Raw genomic sequence first — 16276 nt, 5'->3', positions numbered from 1 at the left:
GATATCCGGCATGCTGAATTGCTTAACTTCATAGGGACGGTCGGATAGAATCAAGCACCCATTCAAGCCTCCATCCGACCGTAGACGCCGCCATGCAGATCCAGACTTTCGAGCCTTCTTTTCTTGCTGGCGGCGGCGAGATGGGCAAACGGGTCGCGGCGTACGATTGGGCCTCCACGCCGCTCGGCCCGATTGCCGACTGGCCCCCGGCGCTGTGCGTGGCCGTCGGCATGGTGCTCTCGTCCCGCTTTCCGTGCTGCCTGGTCTGGGGCCGCGAACTCATCACCATCTACAACGACGCCTTCCGCCCCATCCTGGGCGCCAAGCCCGAAGCGCTGGGCCGCCCGTTCAGCGATGTCTGGAGCGAGGTCTGGTCCATGATCGGCCCCATCGCCGACCGCGCGTTCGCGGGCGAGGCCACCTTCATCGAAGACTATCCGCTGGTGCTCCAGCGCTTCGGTCAAGCCGAAGAAGCCACCTTCACGTTCTGCTACAGCCCGGTGCGCGACGAGCACGGGAACGTGGTCGGCATGATGGACACCGTCATCGAAACCACGTCGCGGGTGCAAGCCGAACGCGCGCAGGCCGAAGCCTTGCGGCAGGCCGAAGACACCTTGCGCCAAAGCCAGAAGATGGAAGCCGTGGGCCAACTGGCGGGCGGGCTGGCGCACGATTTCAACAACTTGCTGATGGGCATCGCGGGCAGCCTGGAACTGATCAGCCTGCGTATTGCGCAGCAGCGCATGGGCGAACTGGAACGCCACATCGATGTGGCGCGGCGCGGCACCGAAAGGGCCGCCGCCCTGACCCACCGCTTGCTGGTGTTCTCGCGCAATCAACCGCTGTCGCCGCAAGCAGTGGACATCAACCAACTGGTGCGCGGCATGGAAGACCTGTTGCGCCGCAGCGTGGGGCCGGGCATTGCGCTGGACCTGGCCTGCGAACCCAGGCTCTGGCCCGCCTGGGTGGACCCGCACCAATTCGAAAACGCGCTGCTCAACCTTTGCCTGAACGCGCGCGACGCCATGGAAGGACAGGGCCGTCTTGGCATCGAGACAGCCAAGGTCACGCTGAACGCCCAGACGGCGCGCGAACGCGATCTGCCCGCCGGCGACTACCTGCGCCTGACCGTGACGGATACCGGCTGCGGCATGACGCCGCAAATCGTGCAGCGCATTTTCGAACCGTTCTACACCACCAAATCACCCGGCGAGGGCACCGGCCTGGGCCTGTCGATGATGTATGGCTTTGTGCGGCAGTCCGGCGGGCAGGTGCAGGTCATGTCACGGCCGGGCGAAGGCACGGCGATGAGCCTGTACTTTCCGCGATTCGACGGGGCGCCGACGACGGTGGAACTGTCGGCGCGGCTGGAGCCGCCGCGCGCCGCTGCGGGCGCGACCGTCCTGATCGCCGAAGACGATACGGCGGTACGCGCCGTCATGGTGGAGACGCTGGCCGAACTGGGCTATGCCGTGATCCAGGCCACCGACGGCGCCAGCGCGCTGCGCGCCTTGTCGGCCCCGGGCCAGATTGATCTGCTGATCTGCGATCTGGGCCTGCCCGGCCGCATGGACGGCCGCCAGGTCGTCGACGCGGGCCGGTTGTTGCGGCCCACGCTGAAGGTGCTGTTCATCACGGGTTCGGGCGTGCAGGCGCTGGCCGAAGCCGGCGCCCCCACCCTGCCCAAGCCTTTCGCGCTGGACGAACTGGCGCGCAAGGTCCATATGCTGATGAGCGCCTGACCTAGAGCTTGGGCGCGTAGCGGAACGTCAGCATGAAGTTGCGCGGCTGGCCGTAGTAGTTGTTGCCGCCCAGCGTGTTGTACGACGGCACGTAGTACTTCTTGTCGAACACGTTGTTGACGTTCAGGCCGATGCTGAGTTCCGGCGTGGCCTGATAGCCCACGCGGGCGTTCCAGATGGTGAAGCCCGCCAGCTTGAATTCGCGGTCCGAGCTGACCGTGGCGGTTTGCGTGTTGACGCCCGCGCCCACGCTCAGGCGGTTCATCATGCCCGGCAGCTTGTAGTTGGCCCACAGGCGCAGCATGTGCTTGGGCGTCCAGGTGTTGAAGACCTGGCCCTTGTTGTCGGGGTCTTCCAGGTACTTGGTGGTGTTGTAGGTGTAGCCCGCATACAGCTCCAGGCCCTTCACCACTTCGCCCGACACTTCCGCTTCCACGCCCTGGCTGCGCACCTTGCCCGACGCGCGCGAGCAATACCAGCCGTCGCACGCGAAACCAGCATCGTAATCGTTGACGGCGCGGTTCTTGTGGTCATAGCGGAACAGCGCCAGCATCGTGTTGACGCGGCCGTCGGCCAGTTCGCCCTTGATGCCCACTTCGTAGTTATTGCCTTCGATAGGCTTGAGCAGGCTGCCGTCCACGCTGCGTGCGGTCTGCGGTTCGAACACCGTGGTGTAGCTGGTGTAGGCCGACCAGTTGTCCGTCAGCGAATACACGATGCCGGCATACGGGATGAACTTGCCCGATGTGTTGGACGTGGAGGTGCTGCCGGAGCCGGTGTAGGAATAGTCGAACCAGCCGACCCGGCCGCCGCCGATCAGCGCCAGGGACTCGGTGGGCTTGACGCGCCAGGTGCCGTAGATGCCCTTCTGGCGGATGTCGTAGGCGCTGCGCGAATCGTAGCCGCTGGCCTCGGCGATGGAATCGATGTCCTGCCATGGGCGATGGTGGTCGATGTCGAAGATGTTGCCGCCGGTTTCCCAGGCGCGCGTGAAGCGGTCCTGCGTGGTCAGCTTGGAATAGTTGGCGCCCAGCACCACTTCCTGCTCCATGCCCAGCGCCGTGAAGTTGCCGCTGACCGACATGTCCAGCCCGCGTTGCTTGCTGGCGAAGTCCACGCCGAAGTTGCCGTAGGACAAGCCGCTGCCGTCGGGCTGCACTTCGCCCGCCACACGCTGGTGCACCGTCGTGTTCTTTTCGTTCATGGCGACGCCGGCCAGCCGGAAGCGCCAGGCGTCGTTGAAGCGATGCGTGACGTCGGCATTGAAGATGGTCTGATCATTCTTGGCGCGGTTCCAGGTGGAGCCGGTAAAGGTGGAACGCGGCAGGTCGATGTCGCCGCCATCCGCATAGCGCGGGTAGCCCACGATCATCGGGCGCGAGCGGCTGTAGCGGTTGCTGATGCCGATACCCACCGTGGTGTCTTCCGTCACGTCGAAGTCCAGCGCGGCGTACAGGTTGCGCGTCTTGTCCCACACGTAGTCGATGTAGGAATGGCTTTGGTCTTCATCGACCACCACCCGGCCGCGCAGCGTGCCCGCGTCGTTCAGCGGGCCACCCGCGTCCAGCGTCAGGCCGTAGTGGTCCCACGAGCCGGCCTTGCCCGACAGCACCACCGACGGCTCGGCGCCACCACGCTTGCGCACCAGGTTGATCGCGCCGCCAGGGCTGCCCGCGCCTTGCAGCAGGCCGGCCGCGCCACGCAGGATTTCCACGCGGTCGTAGAACACCAGCGAGTCCTGTTCCCAGTTGCCCAGGCTGTAGCTGTTGCGCAGCAGGGCCACGCCGTCGTACTGCAGCAGGTCCACCGGAAAGCCGCGCGCATTGATCGCCACGCCCGGCCCCACGCCTTGCACGCCCACCATGCCGGCCGTGTTGTTGACGGCATCTGGCAGGCTGGTCATGAGCTGGTCATCCATGCGCTGGCGCGTCAGCACGGTGACCGATTGCGGAATGTCCTTGAGCGCCTGCGTGGTCTTGCCGATGGTGATGGCGGGCGACGTATACGAGCCGGTGCCGTCCGTGGTGGGGTTGTAGCTGCCCGTGACGGTCACGGGCGCCAGCATCGCCGCCTGGCCGGGGGCCGGCGCCTGCCGCAAGCGGTAGCCACCTTCGGCGCGGGCAACGGCCTGCAAGCCGGTGCCGGCCAGCAATTGGGCCAGCGCCGCGTCCACCGGGTAAGTGCCGGACACGCCGCCGGTGCGAGCGCCCGCCGCCAGCGTCGGGTCGGACGCCACCATGACGCCGGCCTGCATGCCGAACGCGCCCAGCGCCGCGCCAAGTGGGCCGGGTGGAATGTCGAAGGTGACCGATTGGCGCAGGGGGGTGGCTGCCTGGGCTTGGGCTTGGGCTTGGGCTTGGGCTTGGGCCTGCACTGCCGACGACCACGGCGCGGCCAGCACGACCGCGGGCAAGGCCACACGCAAGGCGAGGCTCAGGCGGGTGCGCGGCGACAAGCGGCGATGCGGCGTAGAGAGCTTGGCCATTGACGCGTGGTGGGCAAGCGGGCGGGCAAGTGACGGCCGGGCAAGCAGACGGACAGGCGACGGGCGGGCAAGCCACTCTGCGCGGGCAGGACGAGAAGACATGTAGAGATTTCCTGGCTCATGAAGGAAGGACGCAGACTCGGCGGGAAGAGGCTTCCGGGCTGCTTTCCTTACATGACGCGCTGATTCGGGACTTACGCCGTTCCGGTTACAAATCGATCGCGAACGGGCGGACGGGCGGACGGGCGGGCGAACCGGACGGACCGGACGGCCGACTCAGGCCAGCCCAACCGTGACCCAATAGCGGGTGTATTGACGCACTCGCACGGGCAGCACCTCTTGCAGCATGGCCAGCACCTTGTCACTGTCGGCCAAGGGGAATGCGCCCACCACGCGCAATGCGCCAGCCTCGTCCGAACAGCTCAACCGGCCGGGCCGATAGCGTGCCAGTTCTTGCAGGAAAGCGGCCAGCGGCATCTCGTTGGCAATCAACATGCCGTTGATCCAGGCGGAGGTGGCCGCTTGCAGCTTCTGCAACGCAAAGCCGCCCGCCGCCGACACCTCGGCCTGTTCCCCTGCATGCACGCGCCGGGGCGGATCGACCGGGTCCAGGCCGCGCACATCCACCGCGCCTTCCAGCACCGCCACCCGCACACCGGCTCTGCCTTCGTGGCCGTCATCCAGGTCGCGCACCAGAAACCGCGTGCCCACCGGCGTCAGGATGCCGCCGCGCGTGCGCACCGTGAACGGCCGGCCTTGCGGGTCTTGCGCGGTCGTCACCAGGATTTCGCCTTCCAGCAGCACCACTTCACGTTGGCTGGCGGTGTAGCGCAGGTCCACGGCGCTGGCGGTATTCAGTTCCAGCCGCGTGCCGTCCGGCAAGGTCAGCGCGCGCCGTTCGCCGGTGCTGGTACGCAGGTCGGCGGCCAGGCGAACAATGGCGCCGCGTTCAGCCACCGCCCACGCGCCCAAGCTTAAGGCCGCGGCCGACACCATCCAGCGCATTGCATTGCGGCGCGACTGGATCAGCGGCGCCTGCCGCAGCGTGCGGGCAGCCACGTCGTGGCCCGCTTCGGCCACGCCCAGGTCCACGTCGCGCGTCAAGGCCACCAGCCGCAGCCAGGCCAGCTCATGCGCGGGCTGAGCCTGCCGCCAGTGTTCAAAGCGCAGCCGGTCGTCATCGCTTGCGCCCTCGCGCAGCCGCGCCCACCAGTCAGCGGCCTGACGCACGATTCTGGGATCGATACGGCCAGCTTCGGGCGCATGCGGCCGCAGCAGCTTGAGGGTGTCCGTGGATCCTGGGGTTGAGTGTGGGGCTGCGTGTGGAGTTGCGCTTGGAGTTGTGCTTGGAGTTGCGCTTGGAGTTGTGCTTGGAGTTGCGCTTGGAGTTGCGTGTGGAGTTGCGCCTGGGATTGCGCGCAGGTTTGCACCCGGAGTTACGCCTGGATTTGCGCTTTGGTTCACGGCTTGTTCACCCGTACACCATCGTGTAGCAGTGCACCAACGCGCGCGCCAGCGACTTCTGCACCGCGTTGGCCGTCAGGCCCAGTTGCTGGCCGATGTCGGCGTACGACATACCCTCCAACTGCGCCATCAGGAAGATGCGGCGGCTGGTCATGGGCAGCGTGTCCAGCAGTTCGCAGATTTGCTCCAGCGCTTCCAGGATCAAGGCGCGCGATTCCACCGACGGCTCCACCGCCACCGGCTGCAAGGCCAGCGATTCCATGTAGGCCGCCTCGATCGCCGCGCGCCGGGCGCGCCCGATCAACAGGCGCGTGGCGATGGTACGCAAGTAGGCGCGCGGTTCGCCCAGCGGTTCCCGCACATTGGCTCGGATCAGCCGTTCAAAGGTGTCGTGCGCCACATCGGCCGCATCGGACGCATTGCCCAGCTTGCGCTGCAGCACGCCGCGCAACCACTGGTGGTGAGCCTGATAGACGGATTGCACCTCGGCATGAGGAGCGAAGGATGAGGATGGCATGGCGGCGCCCCGGCGTCGCCGCCAGAATCCCAAACAAAATGAAAATGATTCGCAATTATAAATATCTTTGAATCGTTTTCAAGGCGGGGAAATCCGGGCGCGGGCGGAACGCGTCCCGAGGGCGTGGCGGAATGATCGTGTTGGCACGCGGCGGAATGATCGTGCCGACGTGCGGCGCGTGGCGGAATGATCGTGCCGACGTGCGGCGCGTGGCGGAATGATCGTGCCGACGTGCGGCGCGTGGCGGAGTGTAGGATGGGTGCAGCGCGGGTTGGCGTCGGCAAGAAGATAGCGCCGATCGCGCGGAACCCATCACGCGCGTTGTGGCCGATCCGGTTGGGAATTAAACGTTGCTTGATGGGTTTGCGCGTTGTGCGATTTCTTTCTTCTTCGAACAATCTCGCGCTACACCCATCCTACGATCGTGCCGGTATGCGCCGAAATGATCGTGCCGGCATGCGACGGAATGATCGCATCGGCATGCGACCGAACTATCGTGCCGGCATGCGACGGAATGATCGCATCGGCACGCAACCGAATGATCGTACCGGCATGCGACCGAATGATCGCGTCGGCATGCGGCCGAACGATTGTGCCGGCGTGCGACGGAATGATCGCATCGGCATGCGACCGAACTATCGTGCCGGCATGCGACGGAATGATCGCGTCAACACACGACCGAATGATCGCGTCGGCATGCGACGGAATGATCGCATCGGCATGCGGCCGAACGACTGTGCCGGCGTGCGACGGAATGATCGCATCGGCATGCGACCGAACTATCGTGCCGGCATGCGACGGAATGATCGCGTCAACACACGACCGAACGATCATGTCGGCATGCGACCGAATGATCGTGCCGGCACGTGACGGAATGATCGCGTCGGCATGCGACCGAACGATCGTGCCGGCATGCGACGCAATGATCATGTCGGCACGCGGCGGAATGATCGTGCCGGCATGCGACCGAACGATCGTGCCGGCACGTGACGGAATGATCGTACCGGCACACGACCGAATGATCGCGTCAACACACGACCGAACGATCATGTCGGCATGTGGCGGAATCATCGCGTCGGCATGCGGCCAAATTATCGTGCCGGCATACGACGCAATGATCGTGTCAACACATGGCCAAATGATCGCGTCGGCACACGTAGGAACGATCGTGCCGTTACGCGTCGGAACGATCGTGCCGTTACGCGTCGGAACGATCGTGCCGTTACGCGTCGGAACGATCGTGCCGGCGCGTTGCCGAATGTAGGATGGGTGCAGCGCGGGTTGGCGTTGGCAAGGAGATTCCGCCGAACGCGCGGAACCCATCATTCCCCGCCTCATCATCCCCCACCCCATCACCCCCGCCTCATCATCCCCCGCCCCATCACCCCCGCCCCATCACCCGCCCCATCACCCGCCTTGTCAGAACTTCGCCGTCAGGTTCACGAACACGCTTCTGGGTTCGCCGTAATACACCTGGCTCGCCACGCCGCCCAGGTAGTACTTCTTGTCGAACAAATTATTCACGTTCAACTGCGCCGACAAGGCCGAGCTGAAGTCATACCGTGCCATCAGGTTGTAAATCGCATAGGCCTTTTGCTTGGCGGTGACCGTATCGCTGCCCGCGCTGACCTGGCTATACGTTGAAATCTGCCAGTTGACGCCGCCGCCCACGGTCAGTTTGCTCCAGTCGCCGGGCAGGCGGTAGGTGGTGAACAGCTTGGCCATTGCTCTTGGGCGCTCGGTGTTCACGGACACGCCCTGGGCATCGCGGCTGGTGTAGTACGTGCCGCCCGCGTAGGCGTTCCAGCCCGGCGCCAGCATGCCGCTTACCTCCAATTCCACCCCCTTGGTCGTGACGCCGTCGGCGGTGGTGTAGGCCTGTTCGAACGAGCCTGGCACCAGCGCGTCGCCGTCCAGCACCGCGACCTTGCTCTGCTTGACCTTGAACAGCGCAATCGACGTGTTCAATCTGCCGTCCAGGTATTCGCCCTTGACGCCCACTTCGTAGTTCTGGCCTTGCACCGGGTCCAGGTAATTGCCGTTGCGGTCGCGGTTCTCCTGCGGTTGGAAGATATCCGTATAGCTGACGTAGGTGGAATACGTGTCGTTGATGTCGTAGACCACGCCCGCGTAGGGAATGAACTGCGAATCTTTCTGGTCGCGGGTGTCGGACTTGGATTGCCAGGTGGCGTAGCGGCCGCCCGTGATGGCGGTAAGGCTGTCGGTCAGCGACCAGCGGACGGCGGCGTACGCGCCCTGTTGATGCGTGACCGTGCCGGTCAGGGTCGCGTCCGTCCACGTGGGTTGAGCGAACGAGCCCTCCCATTGATAGAAGTTGCCGGTGCTGGCGAGCGACGCGCTGTCGAAGCCGTAGCGATAGAAGTCTTCGCCATAGCGGCTGCGCATGGCGCCCACCACCGCTTCGTGCTTGCGGCCCAGCAAGCTGAACGGGCCCTTGGCCTGCACGTCCAGCGAGGTCTGTTGCGCGTAGGAATTCCAGTAGCCCGGCAGCGCCCGCAGGCCCGTGCCCGTCTCGCGGTCCAGCGCGCCGTACAGATACAGCAGCTTGGCGTCGTACTTGCTCTTGCGCTGCGACCAGTCCGCGCGCACTTCCCAGTCGCTATCAAAGCGGTGCGTCAGCGTGGCGAACATGGTCTGGTTGGTGGTGTGCCAATACGTCCAGTCCGCCGCCGTGGTCTTGGAGCGCCGCCAGTCGGTGGCCGTGCCATCGCTGAACACCACGGGCAGGCTGCCCCAGGTCGAGCCGCGCGGACGCTTGTCCTGGTAGTCCGCGCCCACGCTCAAGGTGGTGTTGGGCGTGAGGTCGGCGTCGATCACGCCGTAGAACACCTTCTTGTTGGCCTGGTAGAGGTCGATGTAGGAATCGCGGCCCTGGTACAGCGCGACCATGCGGGCGCGCACCGTGCCTGCCTCGTTCAGCGGCGTGGTCATGTCCAGCGTGCCGCGATACTGGTTCCACGAGCCGAAGCCCGCGCTGACCGAGCCCGTGAAGGTCTTGCTGTTGGCGTGCTTGCGCACCAGGTTGATCGACGCGCCGGGGTTGCCCGCGCCGGTCATCAGGCCCGTTGCGCCGCGCACCACTTCAATGCGGTCATAGATGAAGGAATCGTTATCGGATTCGCCATACATGGACAGGCCGATGGTCGTGGGCACGCCGTCGTATTGCAGGCTGTCGATGTAGAAGCCGCGCGACCAGAAGTCGGTGCGGTCAGTGTCTTCGCTGACGACCTGCACGCCCACCACGTTGCCCATCACCTCGTCCAGCGAACGCAGGTTCTGGTCATCGATGCGCTGGCGCGTCACCACGCTGACGGACTGCGGCGTCTCGCGCAGCGACAGCGTCAGGCCGGTGGCCGCCGACGAGGCCGGCGTGGTGTACGAACCCGTGCCCTCGGTCACTGCCGGATCCGAATTGCCCAGCACCGTCACGGGCGCCAGGCTGGCTACGCCGGCGTCGCGCGCCAGGATGATGCTGTCGCCTTGCCAGCGGTACGTCACGCCCGTGCCTTGCAGCAGGCCGCGCAAGGCTTCTTCGGGCGGCAGGCTGCCGCGCAGCCCACGGGTGTTCAGGCCGGCGACCACGTCGGGCGCGTAGAACACGCGCACCTTGGTCTGGGCCGCCCATTGCAGCAGCGCGTCGCCCAAGGGCTGCGCGCCGATATTGATCGACACCGGCGCGTTCTGCGCGTGCGCGGAATCCGATATCACGCCCAGCCCCACCCCCAGCGCCAGGCTCAACGCCACCACCAGGGAAGAATGCATGAAGCGCGGGGCTGCGCCGGCGCGGCGCGGCGCCGCATGGGAATACCTGTGTGCAAAGAGAGTCACGACTACCTGCTGTTTCGGTTCAACGAGGGACGGGGTGGGTGGCGGGGCCGGTCAAAGAAGCCTGGCGGCAGCGCCTTCCTTCGTAGAACGAATCAAACGCGGATAAACCTGAATCTCATTCCCATTTATTTTGTAACCGTGGCGGCGGCGTCGGGATTGGCGTGGGTGTTGGCATGAATATCGATCGGCCCGCCGGGGCGCGGGGTCAGCCGCACCGGCGCCACCGCGGGCAAGGCGTCGACCAGCGCCTCGGGCCGGTCCAGCGTGAACGAGGCCGACACGCGCAGGCGCCCCGCCTTGTCGTCGGCCAGTCGCAGCGGCGTCGCCAAATAGCGGTTCATTTCCTGCACCACGTCGGCCAGCGGCGCGTTCTTGAACACCACGCGGCCTTCGCGCCAAGCCGTGGCGGTCGGTACATCGGCGGGTGCGGGCACGCCGATCGCGCCGCTGCCCGGCACGCGGATGCCATGGCCCGCCCGCAGCACCGCGTGGCCCAGATTCCACCAATGGCCCCCCGACACCTGTACCGTGCCCGACTCCACCAGCACCCGCACCTGATCGGCGTCACGGCGCACGTCGAACACCGTGCCCGTCACGCGCACCACGCCGCTGCCGGCATCCACGGTGAAGGGACGCGCCGCATCGGCGGCGACGGTGAAATTGATTTCGCCTTGGTCCAGCACCACGTCGCGGCGTCCGGCATACAGCTTGACCTGGGCGCGCGTGCCGCCGTTGACTTCCAGCACGGAGCCATCAGGCAAGCTCAGTTGGCGCCGTTCACCGCGTTCGGTGCTGACCAGGGTGGTAAACGTGGGCGCCTGCACCGGCATGCTCCACCACACGCCCAAGGCCACCACGGCCACGGCCGCACAGGCCAGGGCAATGCGCAAGGAGAACAGGCGGTGGGATGGCGCTTGCCGCCGCCCCGCGCCCGGCCGCGCCGGCACCGGTCCACCAAGCAGGGATTCCACCTGGTTGCGCGACAGGCCCGCCGCCGCGCTTCCCAACTGCTGCATGCGGTCGAACTCGCGCGCCCCCTCGGGGTGCTCGCGCCGCCACCGGGCAAACGCGCGCCGGTCGCGGCGCGTCAGCTCGCCCGAATGCCAGCGCGCGAACCACCACGCGGCGGTAGCGGGTTCGCGCGATTCATCGCGGTTGTTCATGAAAGACATCGTCATGGGGTGTGGTCACGCAGCCGGTCGCGCACATGCTCGATGGCGCGCATGACGTAGCGCTCGATCATATTCTTGGACAGGCCCATATGCTGCGCCACTTCGGCCTGCGTCCAGCCTTCGATGCGGTTCAGCACAAAAGCCTGGCGGCACTTGGGCGGCAATTCCGTCAGCACATTGGCCAGGTCGTCGGCCAGCCGCGACGCGCGCAAGGACGCCTCGGGGTCATCCACCCTCAGCTGATCGGCTTCGTCCAGTTCGTCCCACGGCACGTGTTCGGCGCGATCCTGCCGCCGCCAGCGATCAATCAGCCGATGCCCCGCCGCCTGGAACAGATACCCGCGCGCCTTCAGCGCCACGCTGGCGTCGGCCTTCAGCAGGCGTTCGATGGCGTCGTGCGCGGCGTCTTCGGCGTCGTGTCGGTTGCCCGTGCGCCGGCTCCATACGCCCACCAGCTCGTCGTAATAGGCGAGCCAGCCGGTGCGAGGGGAGGAAGAGCGGGACATGGGCCGGACGGGAACGGTCAAAAAACCAGGGTGGCGAATTTTACAAATAATTCTCATTATCGCAACCACTGATTTCAAGCGCCCGATGGTCCGGCTAGTAATCCATCGGGATATGGGCCTGCGCCGCGCGTATTTCCTGAATGTGGCGTTCGGCCTCTTCCCGCTCGGCCGCGGGTGGCAATGGCCGCCAGCTCACCATGTTGCCGGGCGTCTTCACCGGCATCCAACCCAGCACGCTGTAGAGCGTGATGGCGGTGCGTCCCGTATCGAAGCGTGTCTCGTAGTAGCCCTGCCGGTCCGGCGCGGTATCGCCGGACGTCCAATCCAACTGCGACATCCACGTCTCCTTTGCTGAAGCGGTTAGGCAAGCGCGCCGGCCCCTTCATGGCCCGACGCCGCTTCATCGTAAAGCGTGCATCGAGCGCCCATGGAGCCACCTTGCGCCCGCTTTGCAATTCCTGACAGAGGGATATCCCTAGGATTACGCCAGGTACGCCTTTATTTAATGCCGATGAACGGCAGGGCCGAGCCGGGCACCTGCGTGGCCGGCAGTACGCCGTCCCATTTCTCAACGGCGTTCAGGCTCACCAGATTGGTGTTGGCGGCCAAGGCTTCGGCCTTGGCGCGAATCGACGCCGCCTCGGCGTCGCCGCGCATGCGGATGCCATCGGCCTCGGCCGTGAATTGCTGGCGGCGCGCATCGGCCTCGGCACGGGCTTTGACCACCTGGATCTCGGCGTTGATCATGGCCGTTTCCTTCTGCTGGCGCGTGGTCTCGATCTGCACCTGGGCCAGCATGCGCTGTTCAATGGAATGCTCGTAAGCCTGCGAGAAACCCACTTCCTCGATCTGCACGCCCACCACCTGCACCGGCGCGCCGTCCATCGTCTTGAGCACGGCGGTGTTCACATCCAAGCCCAGCTTCTGGCGTTCCTGGATGGCGCGCACGGCGGTGTACTGGCCGAACACATTCTTCACGGCGTCGGGCGTCTTGCGTTCCAGCACGCGCATCTGCAGATTGTCGATGGTGCCGTATTCCGAATAGAGCTCGGCCACGTGCTCGGGCGGCACGCGATAGGTGACGGACACGCGCAGTTGCGCCGGCTGCTGGTCGTAGCTGTAGGCTTCCAGCTTCTCGAACACAAACGTGTGGTCGCGCACCGACACCATCATCACGTTGTCGATGAATGGCGTCTTGAAATCCAGCCCGGGTTCCGACACGCGCACCAGCTTGCCGTTGCGCAGCACCACGCCGCGCTCGCCCTGATCCACCTGGAACCATGAACCGAAAGCAATGAAAAGGATCAGCAGAAATAGAACGCCGGTAATGATGGCGACCTTGATGTTGCGCGGTTTGACCGCGCCAATCGTCTTGACCATCTGAATATCTGTCGGCTTCACTTCGAGTCCTTTTCTGATTTTGTACGTTTACGGTCCGAGAGCACGGCCGCGATGCCGCGCGCGAGCAAATAAGCGACCACGGCCGCCCCTACCAAGATCAGGAAATACCTCATCGCGCGTCCCCCCCGGAAAAGAAGCACCGGATTCTAGCCCCTGAAAGGGACGGATTAAGCATCCAATGCGCCCGCAATGTTGCCAGACATTTCTAGACGTTGCGAGCCATCGAATGACGGTGATCGCATGGGTTCGACAGCGCCGCGCGCGTCCCCTCGCACGCTTGCTCGCATCAGGCCGCAGACTGTTACGCCATCGGCTTTGGGCCATCTGCTACCGTGAAGTTTCGCCCCCGCCGGCAAGCGTCCGGCGCCAAAGATGGAGACCGAATGCCACGTCCTTCCGAGTCCACCCCATTGATTGGCGTGATACCCCCCTACGTGCTGGACCGCCTGGCGCAACACAGCGACGCGCGCGTCAGCATGCCCGCCGTCAAGACCTTGATCATCGACCAGCAACAGCGGGGCTTGCGCGAAATGTCGGCGCAACCCTCGCGCGCCACGCCATCACCGTCGGCCTCGCGCTCGCCTCCCGGCGTGCCGGAACGCGCGGTACACGACGCGCAAAACACCACCACATTGCCCGGCACGCTGGTGCGCGCCGAAGGCCGCCCGGCCAGCGGCGACGTGGCGGTGGACGAGGCCTATGCGCACCTGGGCGCCACCTACAAACTGTTTTGGGACATCTACAAGCGCCATTCCATCGACGGCCACGGGCTGCCGCTGGTGGGCACCGTGCATTACGGCGAGGACTACGAAAACGCCTTCTGGAACGGCGCGCAGATGGTCTTTGGTGATGGCGACGGCGAGATCTTCAACCGCTTCACCGTGGCCGTCGACATCATCGGCCACGAACTCACGCACGGCGTGATCGACTCCGAAGCCGCCCTGCTCTACCAAGGCCAGTCCGGCGCCTTGAACGAATCGCTGTGCGACGTGTTCGGCGCGCTGGTCAAGCAGTACGCGCTGGGCCAGAACGCGCGGCAAGCGGATTGGCTGGTGGGCGCGGGGCTGTTCACCGAGAAGGTCAATGCGCGCGCGTTGCGGTCGATGTCGGAACCCGGCAGCGCCTACGACGACCCGGCGCTGGGCAAGGACCCGCAGCCCGCCCACATGCGCGATTACGTGGATACCCCGCGCGACAACGGCGGCGTCCATATCAATTCCGGCATTCCGAACCGCGCGTTTTTCCTGGCGGCCACGTCGCTGGACGGTCCCGCGTGGAAAAGCGCCGGACGTGTCTGGTACGACGCGCTGTGCGACAAGCGCCTGCGCCACGACGCCGACTTCAAGGCCTTCGCCACCCTGACGTCGACCGTGGCCGCCGAACGCCAGGACGCCGACGTGCAAACCGCCGTGGCGCAAGCCTGGGCCGCCGTAGGAGTCCTGCCATGATCGAACTGCCTCCCCTGGACCTGGTGCTGCTGGTGCGGTTGACCCGCGAAGGTGGCGTGGCGTATCTGCCCGCGCTGACGCAGCCGCGCAGCATCAACCTGGCCACCTGCGCCCCCGAGGTGCGCCAGGAAGTCGGTAATGTGCTGGAAAGCGCGGCTCCGCGTGCCGTGGCGGACTGCGCGCAAGCGGGCGGGGACCAACGCTACTTTCACATCGAAATCGTGCTGGACCGCGACGAGCAAAGCGCCATCAGTTTCGACGTGCCCGAGGCTGACGCGCCCGACACGCTGATGCGGCTATGGAAGGCGCACGCGGCGCCCATAAGCTGACCGCTGGGCCACCCGTAGCATTGCCGTCTACAACGTTGCCACCTGTCGCATTGCCGGCTGTAGCGTTGCCACTGCCGCATTGCCCCCCGGCCGCGTCCGCCGCCTAGCGCGCCGTGGACACCGGCTGCGGCGCCGACGCGTGCGGCCCGCCGATCTGGATGGCGCGGCCCGCATACAACCCAATGACCGCCATCGCCACGCACAAGGCCGCGCACAGCCCCAAGGCCACGCTCCATCCGCCCAGACGGTCATGCAGCGCACCCATCAAGGCGGGGCCGCTGGCGGCGAACAGATAGCCAACGCACTGCGCCATGCCCGACAAGGCCGCCGCCTGCTGCGCGTGGCGCGCACGCAGGCCCACGAAGGCCAAACCCAAAATGATGCCGCCGCCCGTGCCCAGCCCCAGCAACACGATCCACGCCGTTGCCCAACCCGGCACGGCGATCAGGCCCACGAACGCCACCAAGGACGACGCGGCCGCGCAGAATGCCGCGCCGCGCTGGTCTTTCAGACGGCGCACCACCGGCGCCAGGAACAAGGCGGGGCCGGCGGACATCAGTTGCAGCAGCCCATGCAGCGAGCCGGCGCGCTCGGCCGAATAGCCGGCATCGCGCAAAATGGCCGGCAGCCAACTGACGCCCACATAGAACACGAAAGAGTTGATGCCCAGGTACAAGGTCACCTGCCAGGCCAGCGGCGAATGCCACAGGCGGCCGCCGTGCGGCGCGTGCGCGGTGGTGGAAGCCGGCGGCGTGTGATGCGTCAACTGCGGCAGCCACAACAGCATGCTGGCCACCGGCAAGACCAACAGGCACAACGTGGAAAAGCGCCAACCATCCACGGCCAGCCCCCAGGACAAGCCCGCCAGCGGAATCGCAACGGCCGACGCCACGCCCGCCGCGATGCTCATCGTCAACACATAGGCCGACGTCAGCCCGGCAACGCGCTGCGGAAAGTCGCGCTTGAGGAGGCTGGGCAACAGCACATTGCCGATGGCAATGCCAGACCCGATGATGGCCGTGCCCACATACAGCCCCGCAGCCGTGCCCTGCGTGCGTACCACGATGCCGACCGCAATCAGCACCATGGCGCCGAACAGCGTGCGCTCCAAGCCATGACGGCGCGCCAGGCCCGCGGCGAATAGCGACACCACCGCAAACGCCAGCAAGGGCAAGGTGATCAGCATGCCGGCCGCCGTGGACGTCAGGCCCAGTTGTTCACGGATCATGCCGATCAGCGGCGGCACGCCCGTAATGGGCGCGCGCAACGCCATGGCGATGCAAAGAATGCCCAGGACGAGCCACACCGGACGGCTGCCGGAACGAAGAGATGAGGGAATTCGATTCATGCCGCAAGCTTACGC

Annotated in this window: 13 protein-coding genes; 3 read left to right on the top strand and 10 right to left on the bottom strand. The window is 65.8% G+C overall.

Annotated features, from left to right (window positions below; all coding sequences use genetic code 11):
• The first annotated feature begins 92 nt into the window (after window positions 1–92).
• Window positions 93–1742 carry an ATP-binding protein gene (locus CVS48_RS12230; protein ID WP_242001296.1) on the top strand — a complete coding sequence of 550 codons (1650 nt, stop codon included), beginning with the start codon at window positions 93–95 and terminating at the stop codon, window positions 1740–1742.
• Window position 1743: 1 nt separating this feature from the next.
• Here CVS48_RS12230 and CVS48_RS12225 read toward each other — a convergent pair whose 3' ends face one another.
• The 9 genes from CVS48_RS12225 to CVS48_RS12185 all read right to left on the bottom strand — a co-directional run bounded on the left by CVS48_RS12225 (window position 1744) and on the right by CVS48_RS12185 (window position 13115).
• Window positions 1744–4227: a TonB-dependent siderophore receptor gene (locus tag CVS48_RS12225; RefSeq protein ID WP_100854689.1), complete on the bottom strand. Its 2484-nt coding sequence runs from the start codon at window positions 4225–4227 to the stop codon at window positions 1744–1746.
• Between the two features lie 276 nt (window positions 4228–4503).
• Window positions 4504–5457, bottom strand: a complete 954-nt coding sequence (locus CVS48_RS12220) for a FecR domain-containing protein (RefSeq protein WP_242001298.1) — start codon at window positions 5455–5457, stop codon at window positions 4504–4506.
• A 241-nt stretch (window positions 5458–5698) separates the two neighbouring features.
• Window positions 5699–6208: a sigma-70 family RNA polymerase sigma factor gene (locus tag CVS48_RS12215; RefSeq protein WP_100854688.1), complete on the bottom strand. Its 510-nt coding sequence runs from the start codon at window positions 6206–6208 to the stop codon at window positions 5699–5701.
• Window positions 6209–6613: 405 nt separating this feature from the next.
• Complete coding sequence (locus CVS48_RS12210; RefSeq protein ID WP_100854687.1) at window positions 6614–7534, bottom strand: hypothetical protein; 921 nt, start codon at window positions 7532–7534, stop codon at window positions 6614–6616.
• Window positions 7535–7627: 93 nt separating this feature from the next.
• Window positions 7628–9991, bottom strand: coding sequence for a ferric-rhodotorulic acid/ferric-coprogen receptor FhuE (fhuE, locus tag CVS48_RS12205; RefSeq protein WP_167400982.1), 2364 nt, complete (start codon window positions 9989–9991; stop codon window positions 7628–7630).
• Between the two features lie 191 nt (window positions 9992–10182).
• Window positions 10183–11220: a FecR family protein gene (locus CVS48_RS12200; protein WP_242001299.1), complete on the bottom strand. Its 1038-nt coding sequence runs from the start codon at window positions 11218–11220 to the stop codon at window positions 10183–10185.
• An 11-nt stretch (window positions 11221–11231) separates the two neighbouring features.
• Window positions 11232–11735, bottom strand: a complete 504-nt coding sequence (locus CVS48_RS12195) for an RNA polymerase sigma factor (protein WP_100857623.1) — start codon at window positions 11733–11735, stop codon at window positions 11232–11234.
• A 94-nt stretch (window positions 11736–11829) separates the two neighbouring features.
• Entirely contained in the window at window positions 11830–12072 is a 243-nt protein-coding gene (locus tag CVS48_RS12190) for a hypothetical protein (protein ID WP_050450109.1), read from the bottom strand.
• Window positions 12073–12233: 161 nt separating this feature from the next.
• Window positions 12234–13115: a prohibitin family protein gene (locus tag CVS48_RS12185; RefSeq protein ID WP_100854684.1), complete on the bottom strand. Its 882-nt coding sequence runs from the start codon at window positions 13113–13115 to the stop codon at window positions 12234–12236.
• A gap of 404 nt (window positions 13116–13519) precedes the next feature.
• Here CVS48_RS12185 and CVS48_RS12180 point away from each other — a divergent pair, with 404 nt between their 5' ends.
• Window positions 13520–14584, top strand: a complete 1065-nt coding sequence (locus CVS48_RS12180; protein ID WP_100854683.1) for a M4 family metallopeptidase — start codon at window positions 13520–13522, stop codon at window positions 14582–14584.
• The gene (locus CVS48_RS12175) at window positions 14581–14913 is read left to right on the top strand and encodes a protealysin inhibitor emfourin (RefSeq protein ID WP_100854682.1); all 333 of its coding nucleotides are present in this window, start codon (window positions 14581–14583) and stop codon (window positions 14911–14913) included. The genes CVS48_RS12180 and CVS48_RS12175 overlap by 4 nt, the downstream gene beginning before the upstream one ends.
• 103 nt (window positions 14914–15016) lie before the next feature.
• Here CVS48_RS12175 and CVS48_RS12170 read toward each other — a convergent pair whose 3' ends face one another.
• On the bottom strand, window positions 15017–16261 hold the full coding sequence (locus CVS48_RS12170) for an MFS transporter (RefSeq protein WP_145964663.1): 1245 nt from the start codon (window positions 16259–16261) through the stop codon (window positions 15017–15019).
• Window positions 16262–16276 lie beyond the last annotated feature (15 nt).

Origin of the sequence: Achromobacter spanius, assembly GCF_002812705.1 — a bacterium.
GTDB lineage: Bacteria > Pseudomonadota > Gammaproteobacteria > Burkholderiales > Burkholderiaceae_B > Achromobacter > Achromobacter spanius.
Note: the sequence above shows the minus strand (reverse complement) of the source record. Positions and strands in the feature narration are given on the sequence as shown.

Coding starts and splice junctions, on each gene's coding strand:
- CVS48_RS12215 (WP_100854688.1), bottom strand. CDS start 6,208: ATGCCATCCTCATCCTTCGCTCCTCATGCCGAGGTGCAATCCGTCTAT.
- fhuE (WP_167400982.1), bottom strand. CDS start 9,991: ATGCATTCTTCCCTGGTGGTGGCGTTGAGCCTGGCGCTGGGGGTGGGG.
- CVS48_RS12200 (WP_242001299.1), bottom strand. CDS start 11,220: ATGAACAACCGCGATGAATCGCGCGAACCCGCTACCGCCGCGTGGTGG.
- CVS48_RS12190 (WP_050450109.1), bottom strand. CDS start 12,072: ATGTCGCAGTTGGATTGGACGTCCGGCGATACCGCGCCGGACCGGCAG.
- CVS48_RS12185 (WP_100854684.1), bottom strand. CDS start 13,115: ATGGTCAAGACGATTGGCGCGGTCAAACCGCGCAACATCAAGGTCGCC.
- CVS48_RS12170 (WP_145964663.1), bottom strand. CDS start 16,261: ATGAATCGAATTCCCTCATCTCTTCGTTCCGGCAGCCGTCCGGTGTGG.
- CVS48_RS12225 (WP_100854689.1), bottom strand. CDS start 4,227: ATGGCCAAGCTCTCTACGCCGCATCGCCGCTTGTCGCCGCGCACCCGC.
- CVS48_RS12195 (WP_100857623.1), bottom strand. CDS start 11,735: ATGTCCCGCTCTTCCTCCCCTCGCACCGGCTGGCTCGCCTATTACGAC.
- CVS48_RS12210 (WP_100854687.1), bottom strand. CDS start 7,534: ATGATGGGTTCCGCGCGTTCGGCGGAATCTCCTTGCCAACGCCAACCC.
- CVS48_RS12175 (WP_100854682.1), top strand. CDS start 14,581: ATGATCGAACTGCCTCCCCTGGACCTGGTGCTGCTGGTGCGGTTGACC.
- CVS48_RS12180 (WP_100854683.1), top strand. CDS start 13,520: ATGCCACGTCCTTCCGAGTCCACCCCATTGATTGGCGTGATACCCCCC.
- CVS48_RS12230 (WP_242001296.1), top strand. CDS start 93: ATGCAGATCCAGACTTTCGAGCCTTCTTTTCTTGCTGGCGGCGGCGAG.